We start from the raw sequence: 26,120 nt of genomic DNA on the forward strand, positions 1-26,120 counted from the left end.
GTCTCGTCCGCGCCTTCGCGCTCCCTTCGACATCCACTCCGCTCGCCAACGAGGCGCCCCCACGCNGCCACTGCCCCGCATCGACTCGCAGTAACTCAAGCTCATCACATCGCTGGCACGGCTTTCTTGCTTGGCATTCTTCTGCATCAGCCTGGTGAAGAGAAAGATCTTGCAGGGCTGNGATTTTCGGGTGCCCTGCACCCCCGAAAATCGCGTTCGGGATCNGCATGCANAGGCTGTAGCACCGTTGCGGGACAAAAGATCTCTCGAGTCACATTGACGTAATGCCACGCATGGCACCCGTTATAGCGCCATCATGGTGAGCGTAAATCACGTCCGCGGCGATGAACTCTGATCCAGAGCACGGACATGCTACGGATACGCTGCCGAAAAAAGTGCCCTGTGCATCATCGCCGCAAGCATTAAACGCTGCCAAGCAGATCTTCCAACCAGGTACCACGCCACCCCTCCCGTATGCCCGGACCGATCGCTTGAGGGGGACGCGCTGGGCGTCCGCCGAAAGTAGCACCGAAAGATCTTTCTCTCTACCAATGCGGCTGCAGAAAAACGCCAAGCAAGAAAGTCGTGCCAGCGATGCAGAGAATTCTAGTTGCTGCCAGTCGAGCCGAGGCAATCGGCCCGGCCGGGCGCCTCAAAGTCGAGTGGAGCGGNCNCTNNNGGGCCTCCCTTCAGCGTCCGCTCCACTCGACTTTGTGAAGCCCGGCCGGGCCGATTGCCTCGGCTCGACGACCAACAGAACCTCTACCTCACGCCACGAAAAATCACTCTCGCTTCCCATCCCAAGCACCCTAAAAAAAACACACACATAGTCACGCACCACCCCTCGTCACCTCATAAGCATCTTAAATATGTATAATAAATACATGTTTAAAGTTTTCTAGTAGCCGAAGGAGCTAGCATCATGTTGAGCCAGGAAGTCCGCGATCTGGTAAAAGCCACTGCGCCGGTATTGAAAGTCCACGGTGAAACGCTCACCTGTCACTTCTATGCCCGCATGTTCCGCCACAACCCGGAACTGAAGCAGGTGTTCAATCAAGGCCACCAGGATGGCGGGCAACAGCAGCAGGCCTTGGCTGCGGCTGTTGCCGCGTATGCCGAGCATATTGATGATCCTTCGGTGTTAATGCCGGTAGTGACTCGCATCGTGCATAAGCACGTCAGCTTGGGGATACGGCCCGAGCATTACGCGATTGTCGGCAAGCATCTGCTGGCTTCGATCAGAGAAGTCCTGGGCGAGGAGGCCGCGACTGATGAGTTGATTGCAGCCTGGGCTGCGGCTTATGGTCAGTTGGCCGATCTGCTCATCGCCGAAGAAGCCAAGCTTTACGCACAGTCCGCTGGCAAGGACGGCGGTTGGACTGGCTGGCGTGGTTTCCGTGTGGATAGCAAAGTCCCGGAAAGCGCCGAAATCACGTCGTTCTATCTGGTCCCCGCAGACGGCGGCTCTGTGCCGGATTATCTGCCCGGGCAATACATTTCCCTGCGCGTCTATGTGCCTCAATTAGGCCTCATGCAGCCGCGTCAGTACAGCCTGTCGGATGCGCCAGGCAAAGGCCGTCTGCGTATCTCGGTCAAACGTGAGGCGGGCACCGACAACACGCCTGCGGGCAGCGTTTCCAATGTATTGCACGCCAACGTAAAAGAAGGTGACGTGGTGGACCTGGCTCCTCCGCAAGGGGAGTTCACCTTGAACGATCAAGGCGCTGCGCCAGTCGTGCTGTTGAGCGGCGGCGTAGGTTTGACGCCGATGGTGTCGATGCTGAATCACCTGGTCGCGCGCGATGACGGCCGTCAGATTCGATTCGTGCACGCTTGCCGTGACCGTTCCGTGCATGCCATGAAATCGCATGTAAACGACATTGCGAATTCGCGGCCCAATGTGCGCAAAGTGGTCTATTACGAAAGCGTCTCCCCGGAGGACCAGCAAGGCCAGGATTATGACTACGCGGGCCGTATGAACCTGGAGTCCATTCGCGATGTTGCAGTGCTGCCGGACGCGGACTACTACTTGTGCGGTCCTTTGCCCTTTATGAGCGCGCAGCGTCAAGCGCTGACCGCGTTGGGTGTGGCGCCAGAGCGCATCCATGCCGAATTATTCGGCACGGGCGGCCCGGGCGCTTAACCGGTATAGTGCGACCGCATGCAACTGACCAAATACACTGATTTTGGCCTGCGCGTCATGATGTATCTGACGCAGGGCAACGGCCGCGATACGCCGGTGACGATCCCCGAGATCGCCGAGCGGTTCGACGTGTCGCGCAATCATTTGGTCAAGGTCGCGCATTTCCTGGCCCAGCAGGGCTGGGTGACGACCGCCCGGGGCAAGGGCGGCGGTATTCGGCTGGCACGTGCGCCGGCCGAATACCGGCTCGGCGATCTGGTTTATGCCCTGGAAAACCAAAAAGCATTGGTGAATTGCGGGGAGCCGGTTTGCGCACTGCAGGGGTTTTGCCTGCTCTCAGGCGTATTGGCAGACAGCTTGAAGACGTTTTACGACGAATTGAATCGGCACACCTTGGCCGATCTGGTGCGTGCGCCCACGGGCGAGGCTATCGTGAGGCTGCAATTGGTGGCTTGATGGACCTAGGGTAAACCTTAGGTTATGACTACCTGTCAGATTGGCATTGGTGGGAACGGGGCCAAGCTCTCAGAATAAGAGACAGCGAGAATGTCTCTTATCAGCCAAGGTTTCGATGAAAGTCTGTGTAATCGGTGCCGGCGTCATTGGTGTGACGTCGGCTTATTTTCTGGCGCGTCAAGGTCATGACGTCGTGCTGGTGGATAGCCGGGCGCGTCCGGCGACGGTGTCCAGTTACGCCAACGGCGGGCAACTGAGCTATAGCTATGTGGCCCCGCTGGCGGGGCCGGGCGTGCTGCCCAGCGTGCCGGGCTGGCTGTTGCGGTCCGATTCGCCGCTGCGGTTCCAGCCGCGCCTGGACCCTCATCAATGGCTATGGTGCCTGCAATTCGCATTGGCCTGCCGTGCGTCCGTGGCCCAGGCGTCGACGGCGCAATTACAGTCCCTGTCGTACCTCAGCCGCGATGTATTGCATCGTCTGCTCGAACAAGAAAATCTCGATTTTGGTCACGTGCGCAATGGCAAACTGATTGCTTATCGCAGCCCCGAATTGTTGGAAAAAGCGCGTCGGCTGGTGGACTATCAAGCGGCATTGGGGGCCGAGCAGCGCGTATTGAGCGCAGCCGAAACCGTTGCGCTGGAGCCCGCCTTGGCGGGATTGGGCGGGAATCTGGCTGGAGCTGTCTACACCCCCAGCGAAGAGGCCGGCGATTGCCGTCAATTTACCGAGGGTTTGTTCCGGCGCCTGAAAGACTTGGGCAATGTCGAATGCCGCATGGCGACTCCCGTGCAATCGTTGCGTCGCGAGGGCCGCAGGATTGTGGCGGTGGAAACGGCAAATGGGGATATTACGGCCGATGCTGTCGTGTTGGCAGCAGGGGTTGCATCGCGCAGTCTGATCAAGCCCTTGGGCCGGGATTTGCCGCTGTATCCGCTGAAAGGCTATAGCCTGAGTGTGCCAATGGAGCCCGGCGATGGGACAGCCCCCGAAATCAGCGTGACCGATTACGAGCGGCGCATTGTGTATGCGCGCATCGGACGCGTGTTGCGCATTGCTGCCATGGTGGATATCGGCAGCCCCAATGCCGATATTGATCCGGCACGTATCGCTTTGCTGAAACGGCAGGTGCGCGAGGCCTTTCCTCAATTGGATCTGAGCCAGGCCGTATCGTGGGCAGGGCAGCGCCCGGCAACCCCTACCGGCAAGCCCTTGATTGGCGAGAGCCGTGTGGCCGATAACCTGTGGCTGAACCTGGGGCAGGGGGCTTTGGGCTTTACGCTTGCCTGCGGCAGCGCGGCGCTATTGACGGCGCAGATGTCAGGATTGGAATTGCCGATTGACGCGGTGCCGTTCAGGCCTTGATGGGCGCGCTGATAACGGATACGAGATGACGTTTCCCCCGCTATAACGCGGGGGATTTTTTTTGTTGCCGGGCCGCCCCAAAACAAGAAACGTCCCCTTGGGGGGCAGCAAGCCGGAGGCGCAGCGTGGGGGCTTTTTTGTTGCCGGGCCGCCCCAAAACAAAAACGCCCCCTTGGGGGGCAGCAAGCCGGAGGCGCAGCGTGGGGGCCTTTTTTGTTGCCGGGCCGCCCCAAAACAAAAAGCGTGGTCGATCTCATGGAAAACCTTAATGGCGGGCGGCTAATTTCATAAGATATCGTAAATATATTAATGAAATATCAATGCCACTTTTTCAGTTCAACCCCGTGCATAAGGAGCGCGCATGAACGCCACCCGCTGGACCGGTATTTTTCCGGCCATTACGACCAAATTCCACGCCGACGAGAGCATTGATGCGGCAGGTACGATCAAGCACATCGATTTTCAGATCCGCAATGGCATACACGGTCTAGTGACCTGCGGTTCTCTGGGTGAGGCCAGCACGTTGTCGCTGGATGAAAAACTGGAAGTGACGCGCATTGCGCTGGAGGCTGCCGATGGGCGGATCCCAGTGCTGGCGAACGTGTCGGAGACCAGTACCCGCGACGCGTTGAAATATATTGATGGCGCGAACAAACTGGGCGTTGCGGGTTTTATGGTGATGCCGTCGGTGATTTATGTGGCGGATGCGCGTGAAGCCATCCTGAACGTGCGTACGATGGCGGAGGCGGCGCAAAAGCCTGTGATGGTCTACAACAATCCGGTCGCGTATCGCGTCGATCTGAAACCGGAGCACATGGCCGAACTCGCCGATTGCAAATGGGTCGGGGCGATCAAGGAAAGCACAGGTGATATTCGCCGTGTGACTGATCTGCGCAATGCGCTGGGCGATCGGTTCCAGATTTTCATGGGCGTGGACGACCTGGCGTACGAAGGGCTGGCGCTGGGCTGCGACGGCTTGTTGGCGGGGGTGGGGTGCGCGTTTCCGCGTGAGACGGTCGCGCTGTTCGATTTAATGAAGGCTGGAAAATTCGCAGAGGCATTGGCGCTATATCGGTGGATGACGCCGCTGCTGCACTTGGACGTGTCTACCAAGCTGGTCCAGAATTTGAAGCTGATTGATGCGCTGGTCGGTGTAGGCACCGAGCATGTACGCCGTCCTCGTTTGCCGTTGACGGGCGACGAGCGCGCCTATGTCGAAGGTGTCGTGAAAAAGGCGTTAGCCGAACGTCCGGAACAATATCGTTCGGTGATGTAGCTCATCGCCTAGTCTCCGTGATGAAGGACCCAACAGTTTGGGGGATACCCAACTGTTGGCCCCGCTCTACGGGGCGCTCGTGTTCAACCAGATAAGGGAAACAACCAATGCCGACACGCCAGGCTTTTGTTCAAAATTAAATATATTTCAAATATTCAATAGAAATACCAAGGGTGAAAAATGTCTGATCTGAAGAGCGATCCGCCTATCGTCTCGGCGGCATCATGGCCTGTGCGTGGGATTGTGGGCGCCTCGGAGTGCGTCTTGCGTATTGAGCGGCGTGTGCTCAGCGGGCTGATGGCGCTGTTGGTGATTTTGGTATTGATCAACGTGGTGACGCGTTATGCCGGTGTGCCGATTTACTGGATCGACGAGGCGTCCGTGTACACGATGGTGTGGTTGACCTTTGTCGGCGCGTCGATCATGACGCGGCTGCGGTTGGATTTTTCAGTAGGCATGCTGACCGAGAAACTCAGCCCGCGTGGTGTGCGGATCGCACGCATCGTCGCGACCGCTTGTGTGCTGAGTTTTGCATTGGCAATGGTCTGGATGTGCTGGACGTGGCTGGACCCCATCGGCATTGCCAGTTATGGCTTTGATGCGCACGCCTACGCCGGAGAATCGTTCAATTTTCTCTATACCGAGCGCACGCAGACGCTGAACTGGCCCGTCTGGATATTGAGGATGGTAATGCCTCTGTTCGCCATATCCCTGACCTTGCATGCGCTGGCCAATTTGTTTGAGGACCTGTCCTGGACACCGCGTCAGTCACGCCGCAATTTCCCTGTGAGCAGTCCGGACATGGTGAACTGAGATGCTGACATCCATTTTTTTCCTGGTGGTGTTGCTGGCAGGCGTGCCGATCGGTATCTGTCTGTGCCTGTCTGGCCTGGCCTATATTTTCGGCACGGGAAATACCGTGCTGCTGCAATCGTTTCCCATGCAGATGTTTGCAGGGGTGGATAGCTACGGGCTGATTGCGATTCCGCTGTTCATCTTGATCGGCGAGATCATGAACAACGGTGGCATTACCCGCCGGCTGGTCGAGCTGGCCATGGCGTTCATCGGCTCGGTCAAAGGCGGATTGGCCTATGTGAATGTGTTGGCCAATGCCTTGGTGTCGTCGATCATCGGGTCGGCGACTGCACAGGTAGCGGTGATGTCGCAAACCATGGTGCCTGAAATGGAACGCCAGGGTTACGACAAGACGTTCTCGGCGGGCTTGACGGTGTATGGCGGGATGCTGGGCTCCATCATCCCGCCGTCAGTGATGTTCGTGGTGTATAGCGTGCTCGCGCAGGTGGCGGTGGGCGATATGCTGATTGCCGGCATCTTGCCGGGGCTGCTGTTGACGGTGCTGTTCTTTATCATCATTGCGATGATGGGAATGGTGTATGCCTATCCCCGCAGCGAGCGGCGCAGCTGGCGTGAGCGCGTTGCGATTGTTGTGCGGGCCAGCCCGACGCTGTCCATTCCCGTGATTATTGTGGGGTCGATCACAAGCGGTCTGGCCAACCCGACCGAGGCGGCGGGGGTAGGGGCGCTGGCAGCGGCATTGGTGGGCCGTCATATCACTGGTGAATTTCGCTGGCGCATGTTGCCCGACATCATGTTGCGGTCGGCGATTTACGCGGCCATTGTTTTGTTTCTCGTGGCCGCCGCGGCGGTGTTTTCCTGGCTGCTGATCTACGGCAAGGTGCCGCAGATGGTGGCGCAATGGATTCAGTCCGTGGCCACGACGCCTCTGGCTTTTTTGCTGCTGGCCAATTTGATTCTGCTGGTGATCGGTACGGTGATCGACGGCATTCCGGGTTTGATCATGACCGTTCCCATTCTGTTGCCCGTGGCGACGGGGATTTATGGCATTGATCCCGTTCATTTTGGTGTGGTGGTGGTGATCAATCTGGTGCTGGGGTTGATGTCACCGCCTGTCGGGTTGTGCTTTTTTGTCGCGGCAGCCGTGACTGGGGCCAAGCCGGGCAAGATGTTTGTCGTCACCTTGCCGTTTTTTCTGGTGTGTTGCGTCGCACTGATCTTGCTGTCTTTTTTCCCGTCGCTGTCTTTGGCTCTGCTCAGGTAGGCCGCGCAGGTCTTCTTACGCTGTCTGTTGTTTTCTCTCTTTGATAATCCATCACAGGATCGCGTCATGACTATTTATTCCCGCCGCCGTTTTATGCAAACTGCTTTGGCCGCGACTGCGGCGCCGATGATCTGGACGCCTGCTGTGCGGGCCGCGTCATCGCGAGAGTTTCGCGTGGGGCTGATTACTCCCGCAGGGCACTCCTGGAATCGTGCAGCCGTGGCGTTTGGCGAAGCGCTGAAGAAAGAAACCGATGGCCGGCTGAGTGTGACGGTTTTTCACTCGGGCCAATTGGGTAATGAGTCAGTCATGATGCAGCAGTTGCAAACCGGGGCCTTGGATATGGGCTGGATTCAGGCAGCCGAACTGGGATCGCGCGTCGATAGTGTGGCGGCGATCAATGCGCCGTATTTGGTGCGTTCGACGGAGAGCGTCGCCAAATTGGTCAAGACACCACAGGCGCTCAAGTTGCTGGAGGTGTTGCCGCGAGAGACCGGGACGATAGGCTTGGGGTGGGGGATTACGGGAATGCGGGTGGTGTTTGCCACGCGCGACGTTAATGCGCCAACCGATCTGAAGGGCATGAAGCTGCGTATTAACCCTACGCCGGTTTATCGTGATTTTTACCAGCTCTTTGGTGTGGCGCCGACGCCGATTCCGACTCCGGCGGTGTTTGATGCCATGACCAATGGCCAGGTAGACGGATTGGAGGCCGATATCGAGCTATCGTGGAACCAGCGTTTTGACAAGGTTTCCAAAGCGCTTTTGCCGATGAATGCGCTGTTCATGCCGTTTGCGCCATTGGTATCCGGACGTGTCTGGAAGGACCTCGATGCCAAGGACAAGGACCTGATCCGCGGCCTGGTGGCGCAGTCGCTTGATGCCCAGATCGCAGACATCGTGACCACAGAAAAAGGCTTGATCGAGAAATTGAAAGAGACGCCGATCGCCTTCAAAAGCGATGCCGGCTACGATCCGCAGCCCGTCATCGCGGAGTTCGACAAGATCTGGTTGCCGAAGGCGCCGCAAATTGCCGAGTTGCGCAAAATCGGCGCGACCCTGTAAATTCGTGCGCACGCCGGGACTGTGAGCCCGGCAGGATTCCGGTACGCTTTCGTTCATGACAAAAACATCCGCTTCATCGTCGGCCCGTCTGCCTAAACGGCGAGCCGCCGACCTTGCGTACGACAAGATCGAGACATTGATCTCCAAACTGGAGATTGCCCCTGGCAGTCCCGTCATCGAAGCCGAATTGGCTGAGATGACAGGGCTGGGGCGCACGCCTGTACGCGAGGCGCTGATGCGCATGGTCTCAATCGGCCTGGTCGTGCAACAACCGCGGCGCGGGCTCTTGGTGTCGACGATCGATGTGATGGAGCACCTGGATGTCCTGGCCACGCGGCGCGTGCTGGAGCAACTGATCTGCACCAGCGCGGCGCGGCGGGCGACAGACAGTCAGCGCAAGGCGTTGCTGGCATGTGCGCACAAGATGGTCAAGGCGGCCGATCGGGGCAATCTCGATGATTACATGACCGCTGATCAAGAACTGGATCACATCTGTCACGCAGCTTGCCGTAATAAATCCGCCGTCAAGGCAGTCATCCCTCTGGTGGTGCAGTGCCGCAGGTTCTGGTATGCCTACCAGCACGAGGGCGAGATCAGCGAGGGGGCGGCTGCGCATCTCGCTATGGTCGAGGCGATTGTCAGCGGCCAGGCCGCCGAGGCCGTGGTCGGCGCGAATCGCCTGATGGATTATTTAGAACTGTTTACGCGCAGGGTGATCGATACTTAGCGCGGTGTATGGCTAATTTGGCGAGAGCCGTGTGACTGGCGGAACAATATCTGGGCTTGAGTTACTCATTGAGGCGTTCGTTGTCTCTGGGGGGCGCGTTATATCGGCGTGATCCACACGAGGCAGCGCTTTTTTTCGCTTACGGAGCCCACTCTATGCAAGTCAATCAAAGCCCGTCCAATGGCGCTGCCGCCTCAGCCAACGTCCAGCATGTCGTCGCCGACCGCGATTCAACACAACGCCCCTTTTCCAATGAGATCTTTTTCGACGCTATCGCCGCGGGCGATCTTGGTGCCGTCAAGGATCTGCTGCAGCATCCCGAGGTCGACCTGAGATCGATCAACACCGCTGGGCAGACACCACTGCATGTCGCCATTGAAATGGGTCATGCGCAGATTTTTGATGCCTTGTTGCTGCGATGTGGTGATGATCCTCGCATCATTAATACGCCGGATCGGTTGGGATACACGCCGCTGATGTCCGCGGACAAAGCACAAGGTATTGCGATGATGAAAGTCTTGGCCGCCGCCGGGGCAAATCCATCGAAGCTCTTGGTGAATGCCATGAGCAGAGGCTGGAAAGAGATGGCTGACGAATTGATCGCCTCGGGGGCCGACGTGTCCGAGGCATTCGAACGGGCCGTCCGACGCAATTTAATGGACGTCGCCACCGTGTTGTTAGTTTGTGGTGCCGATGGTATTGGGGAGCTGACGTCGGCTATCGATCGCGGAGAGATGCACGCGGTGAGACGATTGTTGGATATTGGCGTGGATCCCTCCGAGCTATTGGAACAAGCCGCCGATGTCGGTGATCTGAAAACGATGAAAACCTTGTTGTCCAATGGGGCCAACGCCTTTGACGTGCTGATGGATCTGGCCAGAGATAACAATGTCAGGGCAGTGGCGGTTCTCATTGGTGAAGGGGGCGATCACGTATTACGGGCGTTGCAGGCGCTAGCGAAAAAACCGGAGGATGACGACGCGTTCCAAACAATGCTGGAGGCGGGGGAAATGGTTTTATGTGGTCACGTGCCATCGAGCCCGGACGGTTACGACCGCTATAAAAATGCTATCAGCGCGCTCTTGATCGAAGTGGCAGATGCAGGAAATCTGGCACAGACGCGCAGCCTCATTGACGCGAACGCAGACAGCACATTTGCCGTGCGGAATGCGATGAGCCTGAATCGTATCCCGATGGCGGCCTTGTTGATGATCGCTGGCGCGGACTTTGCTGAGCTCAAACCGCACTTTAACGGGAATGGCTCGGGGCCGACGTACACAAAAATCCGAAGCTTCGTTGATTTGGTAAAAACCAAGGTATCCGAGGTCGCGCCGTATGTGGATGTGGACGATGATCGCGTGATCGGCGCATCTCTGCTTGCAAAGAGACGGTATGAGGCACTCAGCAATATGGGGGATATACCGGAAAGCAGTTGGAAAACCGCAGCAAATGCATTGGCGGCGAGTGGATTTCACCGATCTGCTGAGCTGTGGCTCGCCGTCGAGCGCGGCGATTGGCCGGCGATCAAACGTTTGATCGCAGACGGAACGGTCGATGGTACTGAGGCGCTCAAAAATGCGGTGGACGAAACCGATGTCAACGCGGCGATACTATTGGTGGCTGCTGGTGTCGATATTACCGCTGTGGTGAATTACGCCTTGCAAAGTGGACGTTGGAGAGCGGTCAACACGCTGGTTGGGGCAGGGCTGGACGTCACCGAGGGGCTGACCCGTTTCATCGAGCAAGGCTATGTGCGTGAGGCGATCAATTGGATCGAGATCTGCGGTCTGCATGATGTCGAGGTATGTGAGAGTCTGTTCGAAAATGGTCTAACTGATCAATTGCAGATGTTCGTGCGGGCCCAGCCTGACGAGGGGCGTGCTGCGCTGATGCAGGCGGCTAGTAACGGTAATATCGGCTTGGCCCGGGCATTGTTGGGGGTGGGGGTCGATGGAGCTGGGACGTTAGGGCAGGCGCTTGCCGGTTCTCAGTTGCTGGCGGCTGACAACCTGATCCGTCTGAACGTGGACATCACTCTTGCGATGCAATCGGCTATGGCGGAAAAGAGGGTGGTGGAGCCCGCGATATTTTCTCTATTGGGGGCTAACTCATCGGCCACATAAAAAACAAAAGAACCCCCTTTGACGGGGCAGCAAGCCGAAGGCGCGGCGTGGGGGGGATTGCTGGGCAGCCGGCCTCAATGAAAATCCCGGCTGCGTGCCGTCAGTCCACCGAGTAATGACGACAGATCGATCAACCGTTTCGCGATGAGATGGTGGATGCCCTGGACGTTTTGCCACGTGCCATACACCCCTAATAGCGTGGAGCCGAGCAGCTCTCGTCGCTGGCGCTCCATGAGCTCCGGCCGTACGACGACGTTCACGGGGCCGGTTTCGTCCTCCAGGGTGAGGAATATGACGCCCTTGGCGGTTTGGGGGCGTTGGCGCATGGTGACGAGTCCGCAGGCGCGGGCCAGGCGGCGGTCGGGATACTCGTTGAGTATCGCTGCAGACTCAAAACGCATGCTTTGCAGGCGAGGACGCAGCAACGCCAGCGGATGGCGTCGCAAGGTCATTCGCAAGCTGCGATAGTCTTCGATAATCGATTGGCCTTCGGTGGGGACAGGTAAGGATGGCGTTTCGGTCTCTGTGAGATCTGCCTCGCGCAGCAGATCGCGGCTGGCTACGCTGGCGCTGGCTTCCCAACTGGCGAGCCGGCGATGGCCGACCAAACGATGCAGCGCATCGGCCGCCGCTAATGCATCAAGGTCATGCCGGGTGAGCTCTGCACGACGCGCGAGGTCTTGGGTGTGAATGAAAGGCTGTATGGCGCGAACGTGTTCGATGCGTAGCGCGGCGGCTTCTGAGAGGCCTTGGATTTGGTTCAGGCCCAGGCGGACGGCGAGACGTGGCTGGTCGGATGAATCGTTCGGGAGTGATGCGTCGCGATGTGCACTGCCTGATGCTGCGGGAGGCTGTGTCAACGAGGCCAGTGGTGTAGCGATAGATGATGTTTCCACAGGCAAGGCTTCTATTGGCAAGGGCTCCAATGTAGCTTCCCAATTGCTGATAGTGACATCGGTCGGTAACACACGCACGCCATGGCGTTGCGCGTCTTGGATCAATTGCGCGGGCGCATAGAAGCCCATGGGTTGGGAATTCAATAGCGCTGCCAGAAAGGCTTCCGGTTCATTGCACTTTATCCAAGCGCTCGCATAGGCCAGCAGGGCAAAGCTGGCGGCATGGCTTTCCGGGAAACCATATTCACCGAAGCCTTGGATCTGCCGGATGATGGCGTCAGCGAATTCCTCGGTATAGCCGTTTTTGAGTAAACCTGTGACGAGTTTGTCATTGAATTTGTCGATGCCGCCTTTGCGTTTCCAAGCAGCCATGGAGCGTCGCAGTTGATCGGCTTCGCCAGCTGAAAAATCGGCAGCGACCATGGCGATTTGCATGACTTGTTCTTGGAATATGGGTACGCCCATGGTGCGCTCTAAAACGGCCTCTACCTTCTTGCTGGGATAGGTGATTTCCGCAGGATTTTGTCGCCGCTTCAGATACGGATGCACCATCCCTCCCTGAATCGGCCCCGGCCGCACGATGGCGACTTGCACGACCAGATCGTAATACTTGCGAGGTCGTAGACGAGGCAACATGCTCATCTGCGCGCGAGACTCGATCTGGAATACGCCTATCGTGTCGGCCTTGCAGATCATGTCGTAGGTATCGGATTCCTCTTTGGGAATATCGTGCAAAGCCCACGATATCCCTCGTCGTTGATTAACAAAATTCAATGCCCGACGCAGAACAGACAACATACCCAACGCCAACACATCGACCTTTAATAGGCCCAACGTATCGAGATCATCTTTGTCCCATTGCACAACGCTGCGATCCGGCATGGCTGCGTTTTCGATGGGCACCAGACGGGCCAGATTTCCCTGTGAAATAACAAATCCGCCAGGATGCTGAGACAAATGGCGCGGAAAATTGATCAAGGTTTCGGCCAGAATGGCCCAGTGTTTAGCGACGGTCGAATTAGGATCCAAACCACAGCCACCTAACGTACGCAGCATGGCGCGTTTGCCATCCCACCATTGATGCGCACGAGCCACCGCATCAATGACTCCTGGGTCGATGCCCAGCGCGCGGCCAGTATCGCGCAACACGCTGCGGGGCCGATAGGAAATGACAACGCCAGTCAGCGCAGCACGATGCCGGCCGTATTTTTCATAGATATACTGAATGATTTCTTCGCGACGTTGATGCTCGAAATCGACATCGATGTCGGGCGGCTCGCCACGTTCCTTGCTGATAAAGCGTTCGAACAATGTCTGACTGCATTGCGGATCGACGGCAGTAATACCCAGGCAGTAGCACACGACGGAGTTGGCGGCCGAGCCGCGTCCCTGACAGAGAATCTTTAGGCGATCTGCCTCTTGCACAATGTCGTAGACCGTCAGGAAATACGGCTCGTATTGCAATTCGGCGATGAGCGAAAGTTCTTTTTCGATTGTCTCGCGAACAGAGGAAGGGATGCCTGCGGCAAAGCGCTTTGCCNCACCGGCATAGACCTCTCGTCTCAAATAGCTGGTGGGCGTTTCTCCCTCGGGCACGATTTCATCAGGATATTCATAGCGCAAGGTCCGCAGCGAAAACGTGCAACGCTGTGCGATGGCTACCGTTTCAGCCAATATTTCGAGCGAATAGAGTGATGACAGGCGCAAGCGGCTGCGCAGATGCTGTTCAGCGTTGGATTGCAGATCGTAGCCACACTGCGAGACAGTGCGCTTGCTGCGGATGGCAGTCAATGTGTCATGCAGGGGTTTGCGCGAGCGCACGTGCATATGCACATCCCCGAGCGCGGTGACGGGCAGCCCCGTTAGACGGGCGGCATGCTGGATAGCGTTGCGATGTATATCATCGCGCGCATGATGCAGTAATGTCAGGCCGATCCAGGCCCGGCCAGGAAAGGTGTGCGCCAGCCATTGTGCTTGTTTCGCGATGACCTCTGCCGGTGTACCCTGTGGGGGTGACAAAATTGCCAGGCACTCGGGCATATGACGCAGATGCGTATACGCAGGTGTGGGGGCAGAAATATCATCCAGATAGAGCTGATACGCGCCTTTTTCAGCGCGCGACCGACCCAGCGTAATCAACTCGGATAAGTTGCCATAGCCTTCGCGTGTTTGTGCCAGCAACACGAGTGACAGAGGGTATGTCTGTGGCGACGCAGAGGCGGTATGTAGCCGCAGCGTACTGCCGATAATGAGGTGAATCTTCCGTTCTTCCTCTTTAGCCAGTTTTTCCACCTCAGCCAATGCACGCACCACACCGGCCAACGAACACTCATCCGTGATGGCAATCGCGCTGTATCCCAATAGCGCAGCTTGCGTGACGAGTTCCTCGGGATGCGAGGCCCCTTGTAGAAACGAGAAGTTCGACAGGCATTGCAATTCCGCATAAGCGGGCAAGCCCGGCAGGGCCGGAATATCAGGCATACCGTCCATGTAAAAACCACCGTGCGTGTTCGGTATCGCGCTCGCGGTAAATCCAATAGCGTGCGGATGCCGCGTCCTCGGCGACAAAATAATCGCGCACCGTCAACGCAGCATCCCACCAGCCGCTTTCGATACGCTCGGGTCCGCGCACGAGCCGCAAAGGTTGGCCGGAATAGACCGGACGATGTTGCTGGACCTGCAACGGAATCGGAGGGTCGAGCAACCAAAAGGGACGATCCATGAGGGCGAACGGGGGCCGTGATAGCGGATCGGGGTGACTCGATGAGCGCTGGACAGAGTCAGGACTCTTTTTGGCGTCTTGAGCCGCACACCAGCGATTCGCTGTCTCGGGGCGATGGTCCGCAACCGGTTGCGCCTGCAACACGCGTTCGCGTCCCAAGCGTGCGCTGAGCAGGTCCAGCAAACGGGCGTGCTCCGCTGGCGAGCCACCGGGATCGGGAAACAAACTGGTGCTGGCGGTAGGTTGTTCTACGGTGTCATCCACACGCAGACTCAATGCGATGGCTGGGGCCTCCAGTGGTAAACGTCCAAGTTTTTCACGCAGCAGATTTCGCAGATGCGAGGTCTGCCACGCGGGCTGTGCCAGACTGATCGGCAAGGTGGTCGGCGGGCGAGCATGTCGGCCGCGCTCGTGCTCCAGCGCCAGCGTGAAATGTTGAACCGCGCGACGTCTGGCGACGAGCCAGCCACAGAGAGGCTCGATGAGCCGTTGCGCCCAGGACAAAACCGCCTCGGCATGCTCGATGTAATCGGGTAATTCCAGACGTTGAAAAAAACGGGCGGGTGGCTGCATCCAGACGTGGCACTCGGGCGCGTCGCCATAAGCCGCATCCAACGTATGGAGCAACTCGGTGCCGCAACGACGTTGCAGCCCGGCACGAGGTAATCGACGCAGGTCGCCGAGGGTGCGGCAGCCAATACTGTGCAACCATTCCCGACGAGGCTCAGCACTAGGCAATAACGTATGGGACAAGGTATCGAGCCGACGTGCCAAGGTGTGAGTTTGCAGCGTGCGTCTCGGTGTTCGGTCCGAGGATTGATGCGCTAACAACCAGGCGCCTTGTGCCGTGGGAGCCATGCCTAAAGACGTGTGCAGACCCATGCCCTGCAGCGTAGTGGCAATGCGTTGATGCAGGCGGCGAGGGCCGCCAAAATACATCAGACTGGCGCTGACTTGTAAGAGCAACGTATCCGGCGCTGCGATGGCAAGGTCGGGCGTGTATTGCAGCAAAGCGAGCGCGGTTTCGTGCAGCAAGTGCTCTTCGGCCAAGGGATCACGTGTCAAGAGCGGAACATCTGGCGCGATCGCGGCAGCGCCAGCGCGACGCATGCCGATATGGATGCCCGTCGCCGCAGCCGCTGGCGTCAGCGCCGCAACACGAGCTTGCTCCAACACCGCAAACGCCGACTCAGGGGACCATCGTGGATGAACGGCGTCGAGCGGCAGGCTGCGCAGAAAGGTGGCGATCCAAAGAGACATGATCAGAAGACAAGCTTTTTAACGCGTCGGTGGCGTGGGCTCCGGATGTGAAAAGGGTATTAAGCGCGCCGGGGGATAGGGTTCCTGATGAAAGCATTGTTTTTAACGAGTCAGGAGACAGGGTTCCTGATGTGAGCATCGGTGTGGCGACCGTATCCTCGGTCGATTCCACGGATGGCACCGTACCTACGCCAGTCTCCACCCCCGTATGCATCGGGGATTCGAAAACCAACGACAACGGCTCTGTGCAACTCGGACCGCGGCGTTTCAGAATATGCACAGACAGCCCGCCGGGGGCAGGCGCCAGGGCCAGTCGTAATGGCGCGGGTGATGCCTGTTGTGCAGCGGTGGCCGGACGCAACACAAAGCACAGCGTATCTGCCATCTGAGCCGCCAGATGCAGGCGGCGCAAGGATTCTGGACGGACCCGAGGCAGCCAGCACAACAGTGCCCCGCAACTGCCGTGTTTCAGGATTTGCTCGGCCGCCCAGAGTGCATCCAGCGGACGCTCGGGGGCAATCCAGAGCAACTGCTCGGGATTCAAGCGCCAGCCTTGCCAGCAAGCCTGGTGTGGCACATGCGGGGGCTGGACCAAGGCAATCGGATGATGGCGATCAAGCTGCGCCAATGCCGGCTGCAGCAGTCGGATTTCACCGATCCCGGCATGCGGTGTCAGGAGCTCGATGAGCGCGCCCGAGGGCCAGCCTCCGCCAGGCAGTTGGGCCGACAGCGTGGCATAGCCGGTGGCAACGCCGCGCTGGGCGCCGTGAGCCAATTGGGTAGCTCGCCATAAGGCGGGATGGATATGTTCTGGGGACATCATGGTTAATCTCTTTTGCTGTATAAATATACAGTATTTTCGGGAGGGATTTACAATGACGTATTGGGGCCAGATCCACCATGCCCCGACATGCTGGAGCCCCCCATGACAGAGCCTGCCTCCCTTGAATTCCTGCCTGACGCCGATACCGAGATCAAACAGCTTTTTATCCTGCTGCACGGTGTGGGCAGTACGCCGCACAGTCTTGCAGCCTTGATCCAGGCTGTACGCACGGCATTTCCGGCGGCGGCGATTTTGGCACCGGCCGGATTTGAGCCCTATGACGGCGGGGGCGAGGGGCGCCAATGGTTTTCGGTGCGCGGGATTGACGAGGACAACCGCGCGGAACGCGTGGCCCGTGCTTTGCCGCCGTTGGTGGATTATGTCCGCGCCGCACAGGCTCGATTTGGCCTATTGCAGTCCGATACCGCGCTGGCCGGTTTTTCGCAGGGAGCGATCATGTCGCTCGAGGCCGTGCAGGCACATGATGGTCTGGCCGGGCGCGTGCTGGCATTTTCCGGCCGCTATGCCCAGTTGCCTAAAGTCCCGCCGCAATATACGACCATCCACTTGTTGCACGGGGCCGATGATCACGTGATGAACGTGTCGTATGCCCAAACGGCGCAGGCATGGCTGGATTCTCTACATGGTGATTGCACCATCGACGTGGCCAGCCGCGTCGGCCACGAGCTGCATCCGGCCTTGATCCAGCGCGCCATCGAACGCCTGCAAACCTGCGTCCCGCTGCGCAGTTGGGAAGCCGCGCTGGGGCTGGATCAGGCGCCGTCAAAGGGCGAGACGCTGCATTGATCCGTAGTGCTTAAAACCAGGTCTGAGCTGCGGCTTTAGGGGCGGACAGCTTGAGCGACAGGCACTTTACCTGTCGCTTGGCCGGTTCTGGGATCGAGTATGCGATGTGGTTTGATCCGACGCGGACGTATCTTGAGCCACCGGCGTATCCTGCCAACCTCCACCCAACGCCAGGAATAAATCGATCTGATCGCTGCTTAATGCCGCCTGCGATGCTGCGAATGCGCTTTCATCGCTGGCCAACGTGCGTTGTGCATCCAACACGTTCAGATAATCGGTTTTACCTGCGTGAAATAGTTGCTCGGCTTGCTTGGCTGCGATCGCGCTTTGGTTGCGCGCCTCTGCCAAGGCGGCATTTCTATCGAGCTGTCGGGCATATGAGACCAGTGCGCTTTCAGTTTCGCGCAGTGCACCCAATACCGTTTGGTCAAAGTTGGCCAGGGCGGAGCTCGCGACGGCCTTGGCTTGCGCGATCTGCGCCTGCGCCACACCCGTGTTAGGGACTGTCCAGGAAATCAGTGGGCCGACGCTCCAGCTAAAGGTGCCGCGTTCGCCAAACATGGTGGCAGGCCCAGCAGACCCTCCCGACAAGCCCAGCGAGATGGACGGGTACAACGACGCCGTGGCGACGCCAATACGCGCGGTCGCGGCGGCCAAGCTGCGCTCGGCCTGACGTATATCGGGCCGGCGGCGCAGCAGGGCGGCGCCATCTCCGACCGGGATCGCCTGCGTCAGGCGGGGTGGTTGGTGGCACTCTAATAGCGTCGTGGACATTTCGGCGGGCGTCTGGCCGGTCAGCGCAGCCAAGCGATAGAGTGCTGTGCGTTGACTCGCCTCAAAGGGCGGCAGGTTGGCTTGCAATTGCTGCAACTGGCTACGTGCACGCGTGACATCCAGTGCGGTGCCGCGACCGGCTTGTTGCAGGCGTTGCACCGCGTCCAGCGAGTCGCGCTGCACGTTCACCGAATGGCGGGCCGAGGCCAGTTGCATACCGGCCGAGCAGATATCCGCATAGGCACGCGCTGTTTCCGCGGCGACGGTCACGCGTGTGGCATCGTAGGCGGCCTGAGCAGACTGTTCGTCGCCCTCGGCAGCCTCGATGGCACGACGGATTTTGCCAAATAAATCGACTTGGTAGCCGATGCTGATGCCACCGGAATACGACCAGCGGTTCATGGGCCGTGTGTCTGGCGACAGCACGGAGACCCCGGACGCATGCCCATAGGTGGGCGAAGCATTCACGCCGATGGTCGGTTGTTGAGCACCACGGGCCTCTTCGGTCACGGCCTGAGCGCGTTCCAGATTAGCCGCCGCCATACGCAAACTGGTATTGGCCTGCAGTGCCTGACCGATGAGTTTGTCTAACGTCGGGTCTTCGTACAAGCGCCACCACGTACCGGGCACGCTATTTTGCTGAAAGACCGCTTCGTGGGACTCTTGAAACTCGCCTGCAGCGGCAGGGCGATTCACGGCGGCGTCTGTGGGGACTTGATAGTCCGGGCCGACCGCGGCGCAGCCCGCCACCGCGAGGATGATGGCTAGCGCCAGCGGGGTTAGAGCGCGAGAGGCAATCATTTTGAATGAACCTCCACCGTTGCAGTCTGACCCGCTACCAAACGGACACCCTCGGGTACCTTATCAATGCGGATACGCACGGGGATACGCTGCGCCAGGCGTACCCAGTTAAAGTTGGGGTTCACGTTGGGGAGCAAGTTTTCACCCAAGCTGCGATCGCGGTCCGCAATCCCCATCGAGATGCTTTCCACGTGGCCGCTGATTTGACGGGATTCACCCATCAGCGTGACCGTGGCGGCATCGCCTTCGTGGATGTGCACCAGTTTGTTTTCTTCGAAATAACCTTCGATGTAAAACGAGTTGGCATCAACGAGAGCCATGACGCCGCGGCCGGCTGTCGCATAGGAGCCCGCGCGCAAATCCAAATTCGTGACGCGCCCATCAACCGGCGCCACCACGCGGCTACGCTCCAGATTCAGCTTGGCGGTATTGAGTTGGACTTCGGCTTCGGCCAAAGCGGCCTCGGCTTGTTGCAAGCGTGCCTGGCTTTGTTCGACGGCTTCGGTCGCGACCAACGAACCGAGCGAACGGTTGCGTTTGACGTCTCGTGTCGCCTGGTCACGAGCCACTTGTTGTGAGCGTACGGCGGCCTGGGCCTGGTCCAGGGCTAATTGGAACCGTGCGCGATCGATTTCAAACAGGACATTGCCTTTCTTGATGTCTTGGTTGTCGTTCACAGGGACGGCAGTGACCAGGCCGGATACATCGGGCGCGACCTGCACGACGTAGGCCTTGACGCGCCCATCGCGTGTCCAGGGATCGATTTCGTAATGGATCCATAACTGCCAGCCGGCATAGACCGCCGCGCATACGGTCAGTACCGTCACGACAAATTTGCCTACACGGCGAAAGCGCGGCGAATTGAGGATGTTCATGATGCTACTTCTTGAATATATAAGGTGAAATCAGGTACACGCCATAGAGCAGGACCACATATAGCGCCATATCGAACAAGGCGGGGTGCCATACCAGCCGATAAAAACCGACTCGGGCCAACACCCGGCGCACGACCCAGGCGACCCCTAGCGTGATCACCCCCAGCACCAATGGCCAAGGGAAATAAATGCCGTACAAATTAAATTCGCCGATCATGATGCATGGGCCGGCAGCAAAATACCGGATTGATAGTCAGGGGCTTCAGGAAACAAGGCACGCCGGATGCCGACCAGCGCCACGACGGCGCGTTCGCGCGCCACCAGCGCCCCAGGAGATGCCGTAACGCGAGCCAAGGCCCGGTCAATGTTGTCGAGCAAGTTGGGGTAATCGGATGACTTGCGGTGTTGGGTCGAGCGTTGCCGAAAAAAATCCGCCAAGCCTTTCAATACCGGGCGTACCGTGGCGTCGATGGCAGGCAGAATACGGCGTGCACGCTGCAGCTCGGCAATATCGTTACCGACGCGCAGATCTTTCAACGCATCATCGGCCAAATGGTCATCGGCGCGTTTAGCGAGAGACAGGCGAGGTTGCAGCATGCCGATACGGTCCAACATCCGAGAGGCATAGGCCGAACGCGAGGGAGCCTGGCTGGCGCTCGCCAACGCCGCCAGTTCTTTCCAGTTCGCGGCTTGAATTCGACGTGCGCTGCGGTCTGCACTCATGGTACGGAAGATCGCGGCAGTGATAGCCGCCGTCGTCACACCGATGATTTGTGCGGTCATCGTGTCGATAAACGACACCAGATCGGCTGTGTTCGTATCGTGCAGCGCGAGTGTCCCCAGAAAGCCGAATAGCAAGGCCATGGCCTTGAGGGTATAAGCCGGACGGGCAATCAATACACCGAGCATCAGGGGGACAGGCGCCATGACAAACGCCAGCATTTCGAACGAATGCACCGCTGGCAAGATCCCCAATAAATACAGTGCTGAGATGGGAATCGAGTAAATCGTGTACCTCAGGAACATCATGATGCCGGGCACGGGGTTATCCTGCGCGGCAAAGAAACAGCTGAAAATCGCAGCCATCATGACTGCCGTCGAGCCGTTAGTCCACGACGTTTGAATCCAGAAAATGCTGCAGATTGACACGGCCAGGCCAGCGGCCAGCGCCGACCACAATGCCAAGCCATGGTCACGGTGCATCACGGCACCGAACTCCAGACGGGCGGGGCGGCCGGACTTGCGCGGCGTACCCGCCAGACCATCACGAATATCATGTCGCAATGCCAGACAGCGATCAAAACCGTCGACCAACTCACGTAAACGATTGACCAGGCTGATCATCAACACATCATGCCAATCGGCAGCAGGACCGATCTCGGGGGTCAGCGCCGTCAACGCCGTACGCAGTGTGTGGGCTTGTGCGCGGTCGGCCTTGGGACCCATATCGACCCAAGCCGCAATGTCCCGCAAAATGCTATTGACGGTATCGGGCAGTGCACGCCCGTCTTTTTGCAGTGCGTTCAAACGATCATCGACAGCCGACACCAATGGTGTCAAGGCAGAGATCTGGTCTTGCATTGCGCGTACCGCACCCGCCGTCCAACGGATATTGCCCGTATCGAACGGCACGTGAGTGGCCAGTATACGCAGTTGGGATAGATCCTCGGCCAAGACGCGACGCTCTTTGCCGCGCAGCACGGTCTCGCGATTGGTCAGGATATCGTGAACCCAGTTGCGCGCATCGCGCATCGTCGCATCCAGTCGCGCCATCAAGGGGCCGGCAATTCCGTGCGGGAAAATCAAACTATGCGCTAGCGTTGCACAAACAATGCCTAGAGAAATTTCCTCGACCCGTGCTAAAGCCGTATCGAACACCGTCGTGGGATCGGTCACGCTCGGAAAGCCGATCATGGCGGCGGTATAACCCGCCAACATGAACAAATACGAGCGGGGAGTGCGGTCGAGAACCGAGATATACAGGCACAGACCGATCCAGAGCGACATGACCAGCACCATCAGCACTGGCTGGCTGGCGAGGCGCGGCACGAGATACACCACCACGGCGCTGCCAAAAAAAGTACCACCAAGCCGGAAAACCGCCTTGGATCGCACTGCGCCGGCCCACGGTTGAGCCACAACATAGGCCGTCGTCATCGCCCAGAACGGGCGGGACAATCCGATGGAGTACGAAAGATAAAGCGCCGTAATGGCGCCTATGTAGCACTTGATCGAAAACAGTATTTCATCGCCGTCGGGCAGTTTCATGGCCGGGGCTCCTTGGGCATGGGAACCGCATCGTCTCGGCCTAGTGCCGATTTCAATGTGTCAAAAACACGCATGCATGCTTGCAGGTCTTCGTGACTGACGTCTTTGAAAATCTCGCGGCGCAGCTTGACGAGGACGCCTTCGACTTGTTCGCGCAGGGCATGGCCATCAGGCGTCAGATGTATCGTGCGCGCACGGCGATCGTGCGGATCCTCGCGGCGTTCGATCAGACCGGCCGAAACCAACTGATCCAAGACACGAACCAACGATGGTCCCTCGACACCGAGCGCCTCGGCGAGCGCACCCTGGCGCACGCCATCGCCCAGCCGGCCCGTCAAAATGACAGGCCAGGCAGTTGCCTGTGACAGGCCATAGGCAGACAGGGCGCTATCGGCTACGCTGCGATAAGCACGCGATAGCACCATCAGGCTGGCGGTGGTGGCCATAAGGCAGGAGTCGGTGTGTGGGTTCGTCATATTTGTATTGTATGCTATTTATTAGCATCCTAACAATATATTTGGGCGAGAATTTTCCTTTAGGGCACATTGACCGTTCAGGAGAGCGACTTTGACTAAACCATCCTTGCCCCGGCTGGGCGCGCAGAACGTCCTGTCCGGCCTTGCCGGCTGGCGGGCGCATGCCGAGCGTGACGCTATCCAGAAAAGCTTCCAGTTCAAAGACTTCAACGCTGCCTTTGGTTTCATGGCGCGCGTGGCCATGTACGCCGAGAAGCTCGATCACCACCCCGAATGGTTCAACGTGTACAACCGCGTCGACGTGGTGCTGTCCACCCATTCGGCTGACGGCGTGACCGAGTTGGATGTCCGCATGGCCCGTTTCATGAACGAAACGGCCGTATCCATGGGGGCGGCCGACGTGGCTGGCTGAAGACCTCTCTACTGCATGCCATGCTTTTCATTGCATGGGGTGAGGGCGTCTTGCTTTATGACGGCAGGGTACCGACCAGGCAACCTGCTCTCAAGCCTGATCGCTGGCGATAATGATGAGCGCTCGTGCGGTCTTGCGGCCTTCGGCGCACAAGCTGTGTGGCAGATAGCCCGGAAAACGCACGCTATCGTCGCGCTCCAGCAGCACCGTGTGTTCGCCGAAATGCACGCGGACGCGGCCTTCCAGCACAAAGATCAATTCATCGCCGCCGTGGTGAGCCACGGTGCGCTCGCCATGCGTTCCGACCTCTACCACCATGACGGACAGGCCGCTGTTGCTGGCTCCCATGGTGATGGCTTCATAAGTGTGTTCACCTGGCTCCGTGTCTGACGAGCTCAATCGGTGCCGTTCGCCTGCGCGCACGATATGGATTTCGTCTTTGGGATCGGCCTCGCCCAGCAGGGCGGACAGCGGCGTTCCCAACACGGTTGCCACCGTATGCAGCGTGCCGACCGATCCGAATTTTTCCCCGCGTTCGAGGCGCGACAGAAATCCCTTGTCCAAGCCGGTTTGCGCCGCCAGTGCTGTCAGCGTCAATTTGCGCTGGCGTCGCGTTGCCCGGATACGTAGACCCACTTGCTGAGCATCAGGGGGCGCGGCGGCTAAAGGTGGACGTTTGGCTGGCATGGCAAGACGGCGGCTATCTCGGGCGAAAACGCGATGATGCCACTTTTGGGCGTGGCGCACAGCGCGACATTGAGGGTTTCCCCTTGTTGTCTATATGGGCAATAATTTGTACTTTGGACAACATGTTGCCTATAGGGCAAAGCAGACGAGATAACCGGTACGTGTTGTCTCTCCCTGGAATGAACGGATATCAAGATGTCGGATTACGCTTTTCAAGATAAAGAAGCCCTGCGCAGCCGTGTCGATCGCGAGATCGAGGCACGGGCGACGCCCTCGGCGAATTGGACTTCAGCGCAAAAAATGGCCCTGGCTTGCCGGATGCTGGCCGCGCAAGGCCATTGGCATGGCGGCCTGGCCGGACAGATCACCTCGCGGGGCGATGAGCCTGGCACGATTTGGACCTTGCCTTTCGGGATCGGCGCCGACGAGGCACGTGCCAGCGAATTGATTCTGATCGATGAAGACATCAATCCTCTGGATGGCAAATCGCTGCCGAATCCGGCCAATCGTTTCCACGCCTGGATCTACCGGCATCGCCCGGAAGTCCAGTGCATTGTGCACACGCATCCCCCGTCCGTGTCGGCGCTGTCGATGGTGGGTGAGCCGCTCGTTGTGGCGCACATGGACGCCACGCCGTTTTTTGACGATTGTGCCTATCTGCCCGAGTGGCCGGGTTTGCCTATCGGTGACGACGAAGGCGAAATCATCTCCAAGGCGTTGGGTAACAAACGTGCCATCCTCTTGGCGAATCACGGCCTGCTCACGGCCGGCAAATCGGTCGAGGAAGCCACGGTGATGGCTATTTGGCTCGAGCAGGTCGCGGCATTGCAATTGCGTGCCCGCGCGATCGGGCCGGTCAATCCCGTGCCTGCCGACCGCGCACGCGAGTCCCACGATTTTCTGGTCAAGCCCAAGATCCTGGAGCTGACTTTCGCCTATTTCGCCCGTCGCGCGTTGCGCGAGGCGCCTGACTGTCTCGATTGAGAGGAGCTTTGCCATGCAACGCCGCCGTTTCCTAACTTTGGCAGGGGCGGGTGGGGCCCTGTTGTCCGCGCCGGTCGTGGCGCAAGAGGCTCCCACCATCAATTGGCGTATGCCCAGCAGTTTTCCACGGTCCCTGGACACCGTCTGGGGAGCCGCGGAATACCTGACCAAGCGCGTTTCCGATCTGACGGATGGAAAATTCACCATCCGGGGATTTTCTGCGGGCGAGATCGTGCCGCCCTTGCAGGTGCTGGACGCCGTGCAGAACGGCACGACCGAGTGTGGGCACACTGCAGGTTTTTATTACCTCGGTAAAGAGCCTGCCTTGTCGTTTGATACAGGCGTGCCGTTCGGACTGACGCCGCGTCAGCAGACGGCATGGCTATTGCATGGCGGCGGCGGTGCATTGATGGACGAGTTGTACGCTCGCTTCAATGCCTTGGCGATTCCTTGCGGCAATACGGGCGCGCAGATGGGCGGCTGGTTTCGCAAAGAGATCAAGACAGTCGACGATCTGAAGGGACTGCGGATACGTACGCCTGGCATGCTGAGCATGGTGTACGAAAAACTCGGCGCCATCCCGCAGCAGGTCGCGGGCAGCGATATTTATCCCGCGATGGAAAAGGGGGCGCTGGACGCAGTGGAGTTTGTGGGGCCGTACGACGACGAAAAACTGGGTTTTGCCAAGGTCGCGAGCTACTACTACGGTCCTGGCGTCATGGAACTGGGGGCGAACCTATGCCTGGCGATCAATCGCGATAGCTGGGCCAAGCTGCCGCCCCGTTACCAAGAGGCATTGCGTGCCGCCAGCGCCATGGCAGCCGATGATTTGCTGGCCAAGTATGACGCCAACAATATCGTGGCGCTCAAGCGCCTGGTGGGGCAGGGCGTCAAGCTAAAGTCCTGGCCGCGCGAGGTCATGCAAGCGATGCAGAGCGCGACCAAGCAGGTCCTGGACGACTACGCAGCAAAGAGCCCGCAGTTCGCCAAAGTCTTTACATCGTGGCGCGAGTTTCGTGCGGATCAACTGCTGTGGAACAGCGTGAACGATGGCGCGGCGGAAAACTATCTGATGGCAACGCGAGAGAAAGGCCTGTGATGA

At 58.7% G+C, this 26,120-nt stretch carries 21 protein-coding genes and 2 pseudogenes; 13 read left to right on the top strand and 10 right to left on the bottom strand.

What is annotated here, in order from left to right; all coding sequences use genetic code 11:
- The first annotated feature begins 922 nt into the window (after positions 1–922).
- The 9 genes from hmpA (at position 923) to ACNA0J_RS24840 (ending at position 11,233) form a co-directional block, all read left to right on the top strand.
- Positions 923–2,143: an NO-inducible flavohemoprotein gene (gene hmpA / locus ACNA0J_RS24800; protein WP_415821572.1), complete on the top strand. Its 1,221-nt coding sequence runs from the start codon at positions 923–925 to the stop codon at positions 2,141–2,143.
- Positions 2,144–2,161: 18 nt separating this feature from the next.
- Complete coding sequence (locus ACNA0J_RS24805; protein WP_415821573.1) at positions 2,162–2,599, top strand: RrF2 family transcriptional regulator; 438 nt, start codon at positions 2,162–2,164, stop codon at positions 2,597–2,599.
- Positions 2,600–2,714: 115 nt separating this feature from the next.
- Complete coding sequence (locus tag ACNA0J_RS24810) at positions 2,715–3,962, top strand: D-amino acid dehydrogenase (RefSeq protein ID WP_415821574.1); 1,248 nt, start codon at positions 2,715–2,717, stop codon at positions 3,960–3,962.
- A 361-nt stretch (positions 3,963–4,323) separates the two neighbouring features.
- Positions 4,324–5,238, top strand: a complete 915-nt coding sequence (locus tag ACNA0J_RS24815) for a dihydrodipicolinate synthase family protein (RefSeq protein ID WP_415821575.1) — start codon at positions 4,324–4,326, stop codon at positions 5,236–5,238.
- 180 nt (positions 5,239–5,418) lie between these two features.
- Positions 5,419–6,051: a TRAP transporter small permease gene (locus ACNA0J_RS24820; protein ID WP_415821576.1), complete on the top strand. Its 633-nt coding sequence runs from the start codon at positions 5,419–5,421 to the stop codon at positions 6,049–6,051.
- A gap of 1 nt (position 6,052) precedes the next feature.
- A complete protein-coding gene (locus ACNA0J_RS24825) occupies positions 6,053–7,318 on the top strand; it encodes a TRAP transporter large permease (protein ID WP_415821577.1) in 1,266 nt (421 codons plus the stop codon).
- Positions 7,319–7,384: 66 nt separating this feature from the next.
- Positions 7,385–8,383: a TRAP transporter substrate-binding protein gene (locus ACNA0J_RS24830; RefSeq protein WP_415821578.1), complete on the top strand. Its 999-nt coding sequence runs from the start codon at positions 7,385–7,387 to the stop codon at positions 8,381–8,383.
- A 55-nt stretch (positions 8,384–8,438) separates the two neighbouring features.
- Positions 8,439–9,110, top strand: a complete 672-nt coding sequence (locus tag ACNA0J_RS24835; RefSeq protein WP_415821579.1) for a GntR family transcriptional regulator — start codon at positions 8,439–8,441, stop codon at positions 9,108–9,110.
- A 155-nt stretch (positions 9,111–9,265) separates the two neighbouring features.
- On the top strand, positions 9,266–11,233 hold the full coding sequence (locus ACNA0J_RS24840) for an ankyrin repeat domain-containing protein (RefSeq protein ID WP_415821580.1): 1,968 nt from the start codon (positions 9,266–9,268) through the stop codon (positions 11,231–11,233).
- Positions 11,234–11,307: 74 nt separating this feature from the next.
- On the opposite strand, the gene ACNA0J_RS24845 is transcribed toward ACNA0J_RS24840, so the two are convergent.
- The 4 genes and pseudogenes from ACNA0J_RS24845 to imuA form a co-directional block, all read right to left on the bottom strand.
- A partial coding sequence (locus ACNA0J_RS24845) for an error-prone DNA polymerase (protein ID WP_415821581.1) occupies positions 11,308–13,669 on the bottom strand: 2,362 nt, incomplete at its 5' end.
- Between the two features lies 1 nt (position 13,670).
- A pseudogene (locus tag ACNA0J_RS24850) lies at positions 13,671–14,619 on the bottom strand (PHP domain-containing protein); the annotation flags it as partial.
- Positions 14,603–16,111 carry a Y-family DNA polymerase gene (locus tag ACNA0J_RS24855; RefSeq protein WP_415821582.1) on the bottom strand — a complete coding sequence of 503 codons (1,509 nt, stop codon included), beginning with the start codon at positions 16,109–16,111 and terminating at the stop codon, positions 14,603–14,605. The gene ACNA0J_RS24855 and the pseudogene ACNA0J_RS24850, both read right to left, overlap by 17 nt.
- Before the next feature lie 184 nt (positions 16,112–16,295).
- Positions 16,296–16,934, bottom strand: a pseudogene (gene imuA / locus ACNA0J_RS24860) (translesion DNA synthesis-associated protein ImuA); the annotation flags it as partial.
- Between the two features lie 102 nt (positions 16,935–17,036).
- Between imuA and ypfH the strand changes: the two are divergent.
- Complete coding sequence (ypfH, locus tag ACNA0J_RS24865; RefSeq protein ID WP_415821583.1) at positions 17,037–17,741, top strand: esterase; 705 nt, start codon at positions 17,037–17,039, stop codon at positions 17,739–17,741.
- A 66-nt stretch (positions 17,742–17,807) separates the two neighbouring features.
- Here the strand turns inward: ypfH and ACNA0J_RS24870 are convergent, their stop codons facing one another.
- Genes ACNA0J_RS24870 through ACNA0J_RS24890 form a run of 5 tightly spaced genes read right to left on the bottom strand, consistent with a single transcriptional unit; the run spans position 17,808 to position 22,905 of the window.
- Positions 17,808–19,313, bottom strand: a complete 1,506-nt coding sequence (locus tag ACNA0J_RS24870) for an efflux transporter outer membrane subunit (protein ID WP_415821617.1) — start codon at positions 19,311–19,313, stop codon at positions 17,808–17,810.
- Entirely contained in the window at positions 19,313–20,191 is an 879-nt protein-coding gene (locus ACNA0J_RS24875; RefSeq protein ID WP_415821584.1) for an efflux RND transporter periplasmic adaptor subunit, read from the bottom strand. Before ACNA0J_RS24875 ends, ACNA0J_RS24870 begins: the two co-directional genes overlap by 1 nt.
- 4 nt (positions 20,192–20,195) lie before the next feature.
- The gene (locus ACNA0J_RS24880) at positions 20,196–20,408 is read right to left on the bottom strand and encodes a DUF1656 domain-containing protein (protein ID WP_415821585.1); all 213 of its coding nucleotides are present in this window, start codon (positions 20,406–20,408) and stop codon (positions 20,196–20,198) included.
- Entirely contained in the window at positions 20,405–22,459 is a 2,055-nt protein-coding gene (locus ACNA0J_RS24885) for an FUSC family protein (RefSeq protein ID WP_415821586.1), read from the bottom strand. The genes ACNA0J_RS24880 and ACNA0J_RS24885 overlap by 4 nt, the downstream gene beginning before the upstream one ends.
- The gene (locus ACNA0J_RS24890; RefSeq protein WP_415821587.1) at positions 22,456–22,905 is read right to left on the bottom strand and encodes a MarR family winged helix-turn-helix transcriptional regulator; all 450 of its coding nucleotides are present in this window, start codon (positions 22,903–22,905) and stop codon (positions 22,456–22,458) included. The genes ACNA0J_RS24885 and ACNA0J_RS24890 overlap by 4 nt, the downstream gene beginning before the upstream one ends.
- A 121-nt stretch (positions 22,906–23,026) precedes the next feature.
- Here ACNA0J_RS24890 and ACNA0J_RS24895 point away from each other — a divergent pair, with 121 nt between their 5' ends.
- Positions 23,027–23,347 carry a 4a-hydroxytetrahydrobiopterin dehydratase gene (locus tag ACNA0J_RS24895; protein ID WP_415821588.1) on the top strand — a complete coding sequence of 107 codons (321 nt, stop codon included), beginning with the start codon at positions 23,027–23,029 and terminating at the stop codon, positions 23,345–23,347.
- A 90-nt stretch (positions 23,348–23,437) separates the two neighbouring features.
- Here the strand turns inward: ACNA0J_RS24895 and ACNA0J_RS24900 are convergent, their stop codons facing one another.
- Positions 23,438–24,034: a helix-turn-helix domain-containing protein gene (locus tag ACNA0J_RS24900; RefSeq protein WP_415821589.1), complete on the bottom strand. Its 597-nt coding sequence runs from the start codon at positions 24,032–24,034 to the stop codon at positions 23,438–23,440.
- Between the two features lie 195 nt (positions 24,035–24,229).
- Between ACNA0J_RS24900 and ACNA0J_RS24905 the strand changes: the two genes are divergently transcribed.
- Positions 24,230–25,018: an aldolase gene (locus tag ACNA0J_RS24905; RefSeq protein WP_415821590.1), complete on the top strand. Its 789-nt coding sequence runs from the start codon at positions 24,230–24,232 to the stop codon at positions 25,016–25,018.
- A gap of 13 nt (positions 25,019–25,031) precedes the next feature.
- Entirely contained in the window at positions 25,032–26,117 is a 1,086-nt protein-coding gene (locus ACNA0J_RS24910; protein WP_415821591.1) for a TRAP transporter substrate-binding protein, read from the top strand.
- Positions 26,118–26,120: the final 3 nt, after the last annotated feature.

This window comes from Bordetella tumbae, assembly GCF_965139195.1.
Lineage (GTDB): Bacteria > Pseudomonadota > Gammaproteobacteria > Burkholderiales > Burkholderiaceae_B > Bordetella_A > Bordetella_A tumbae.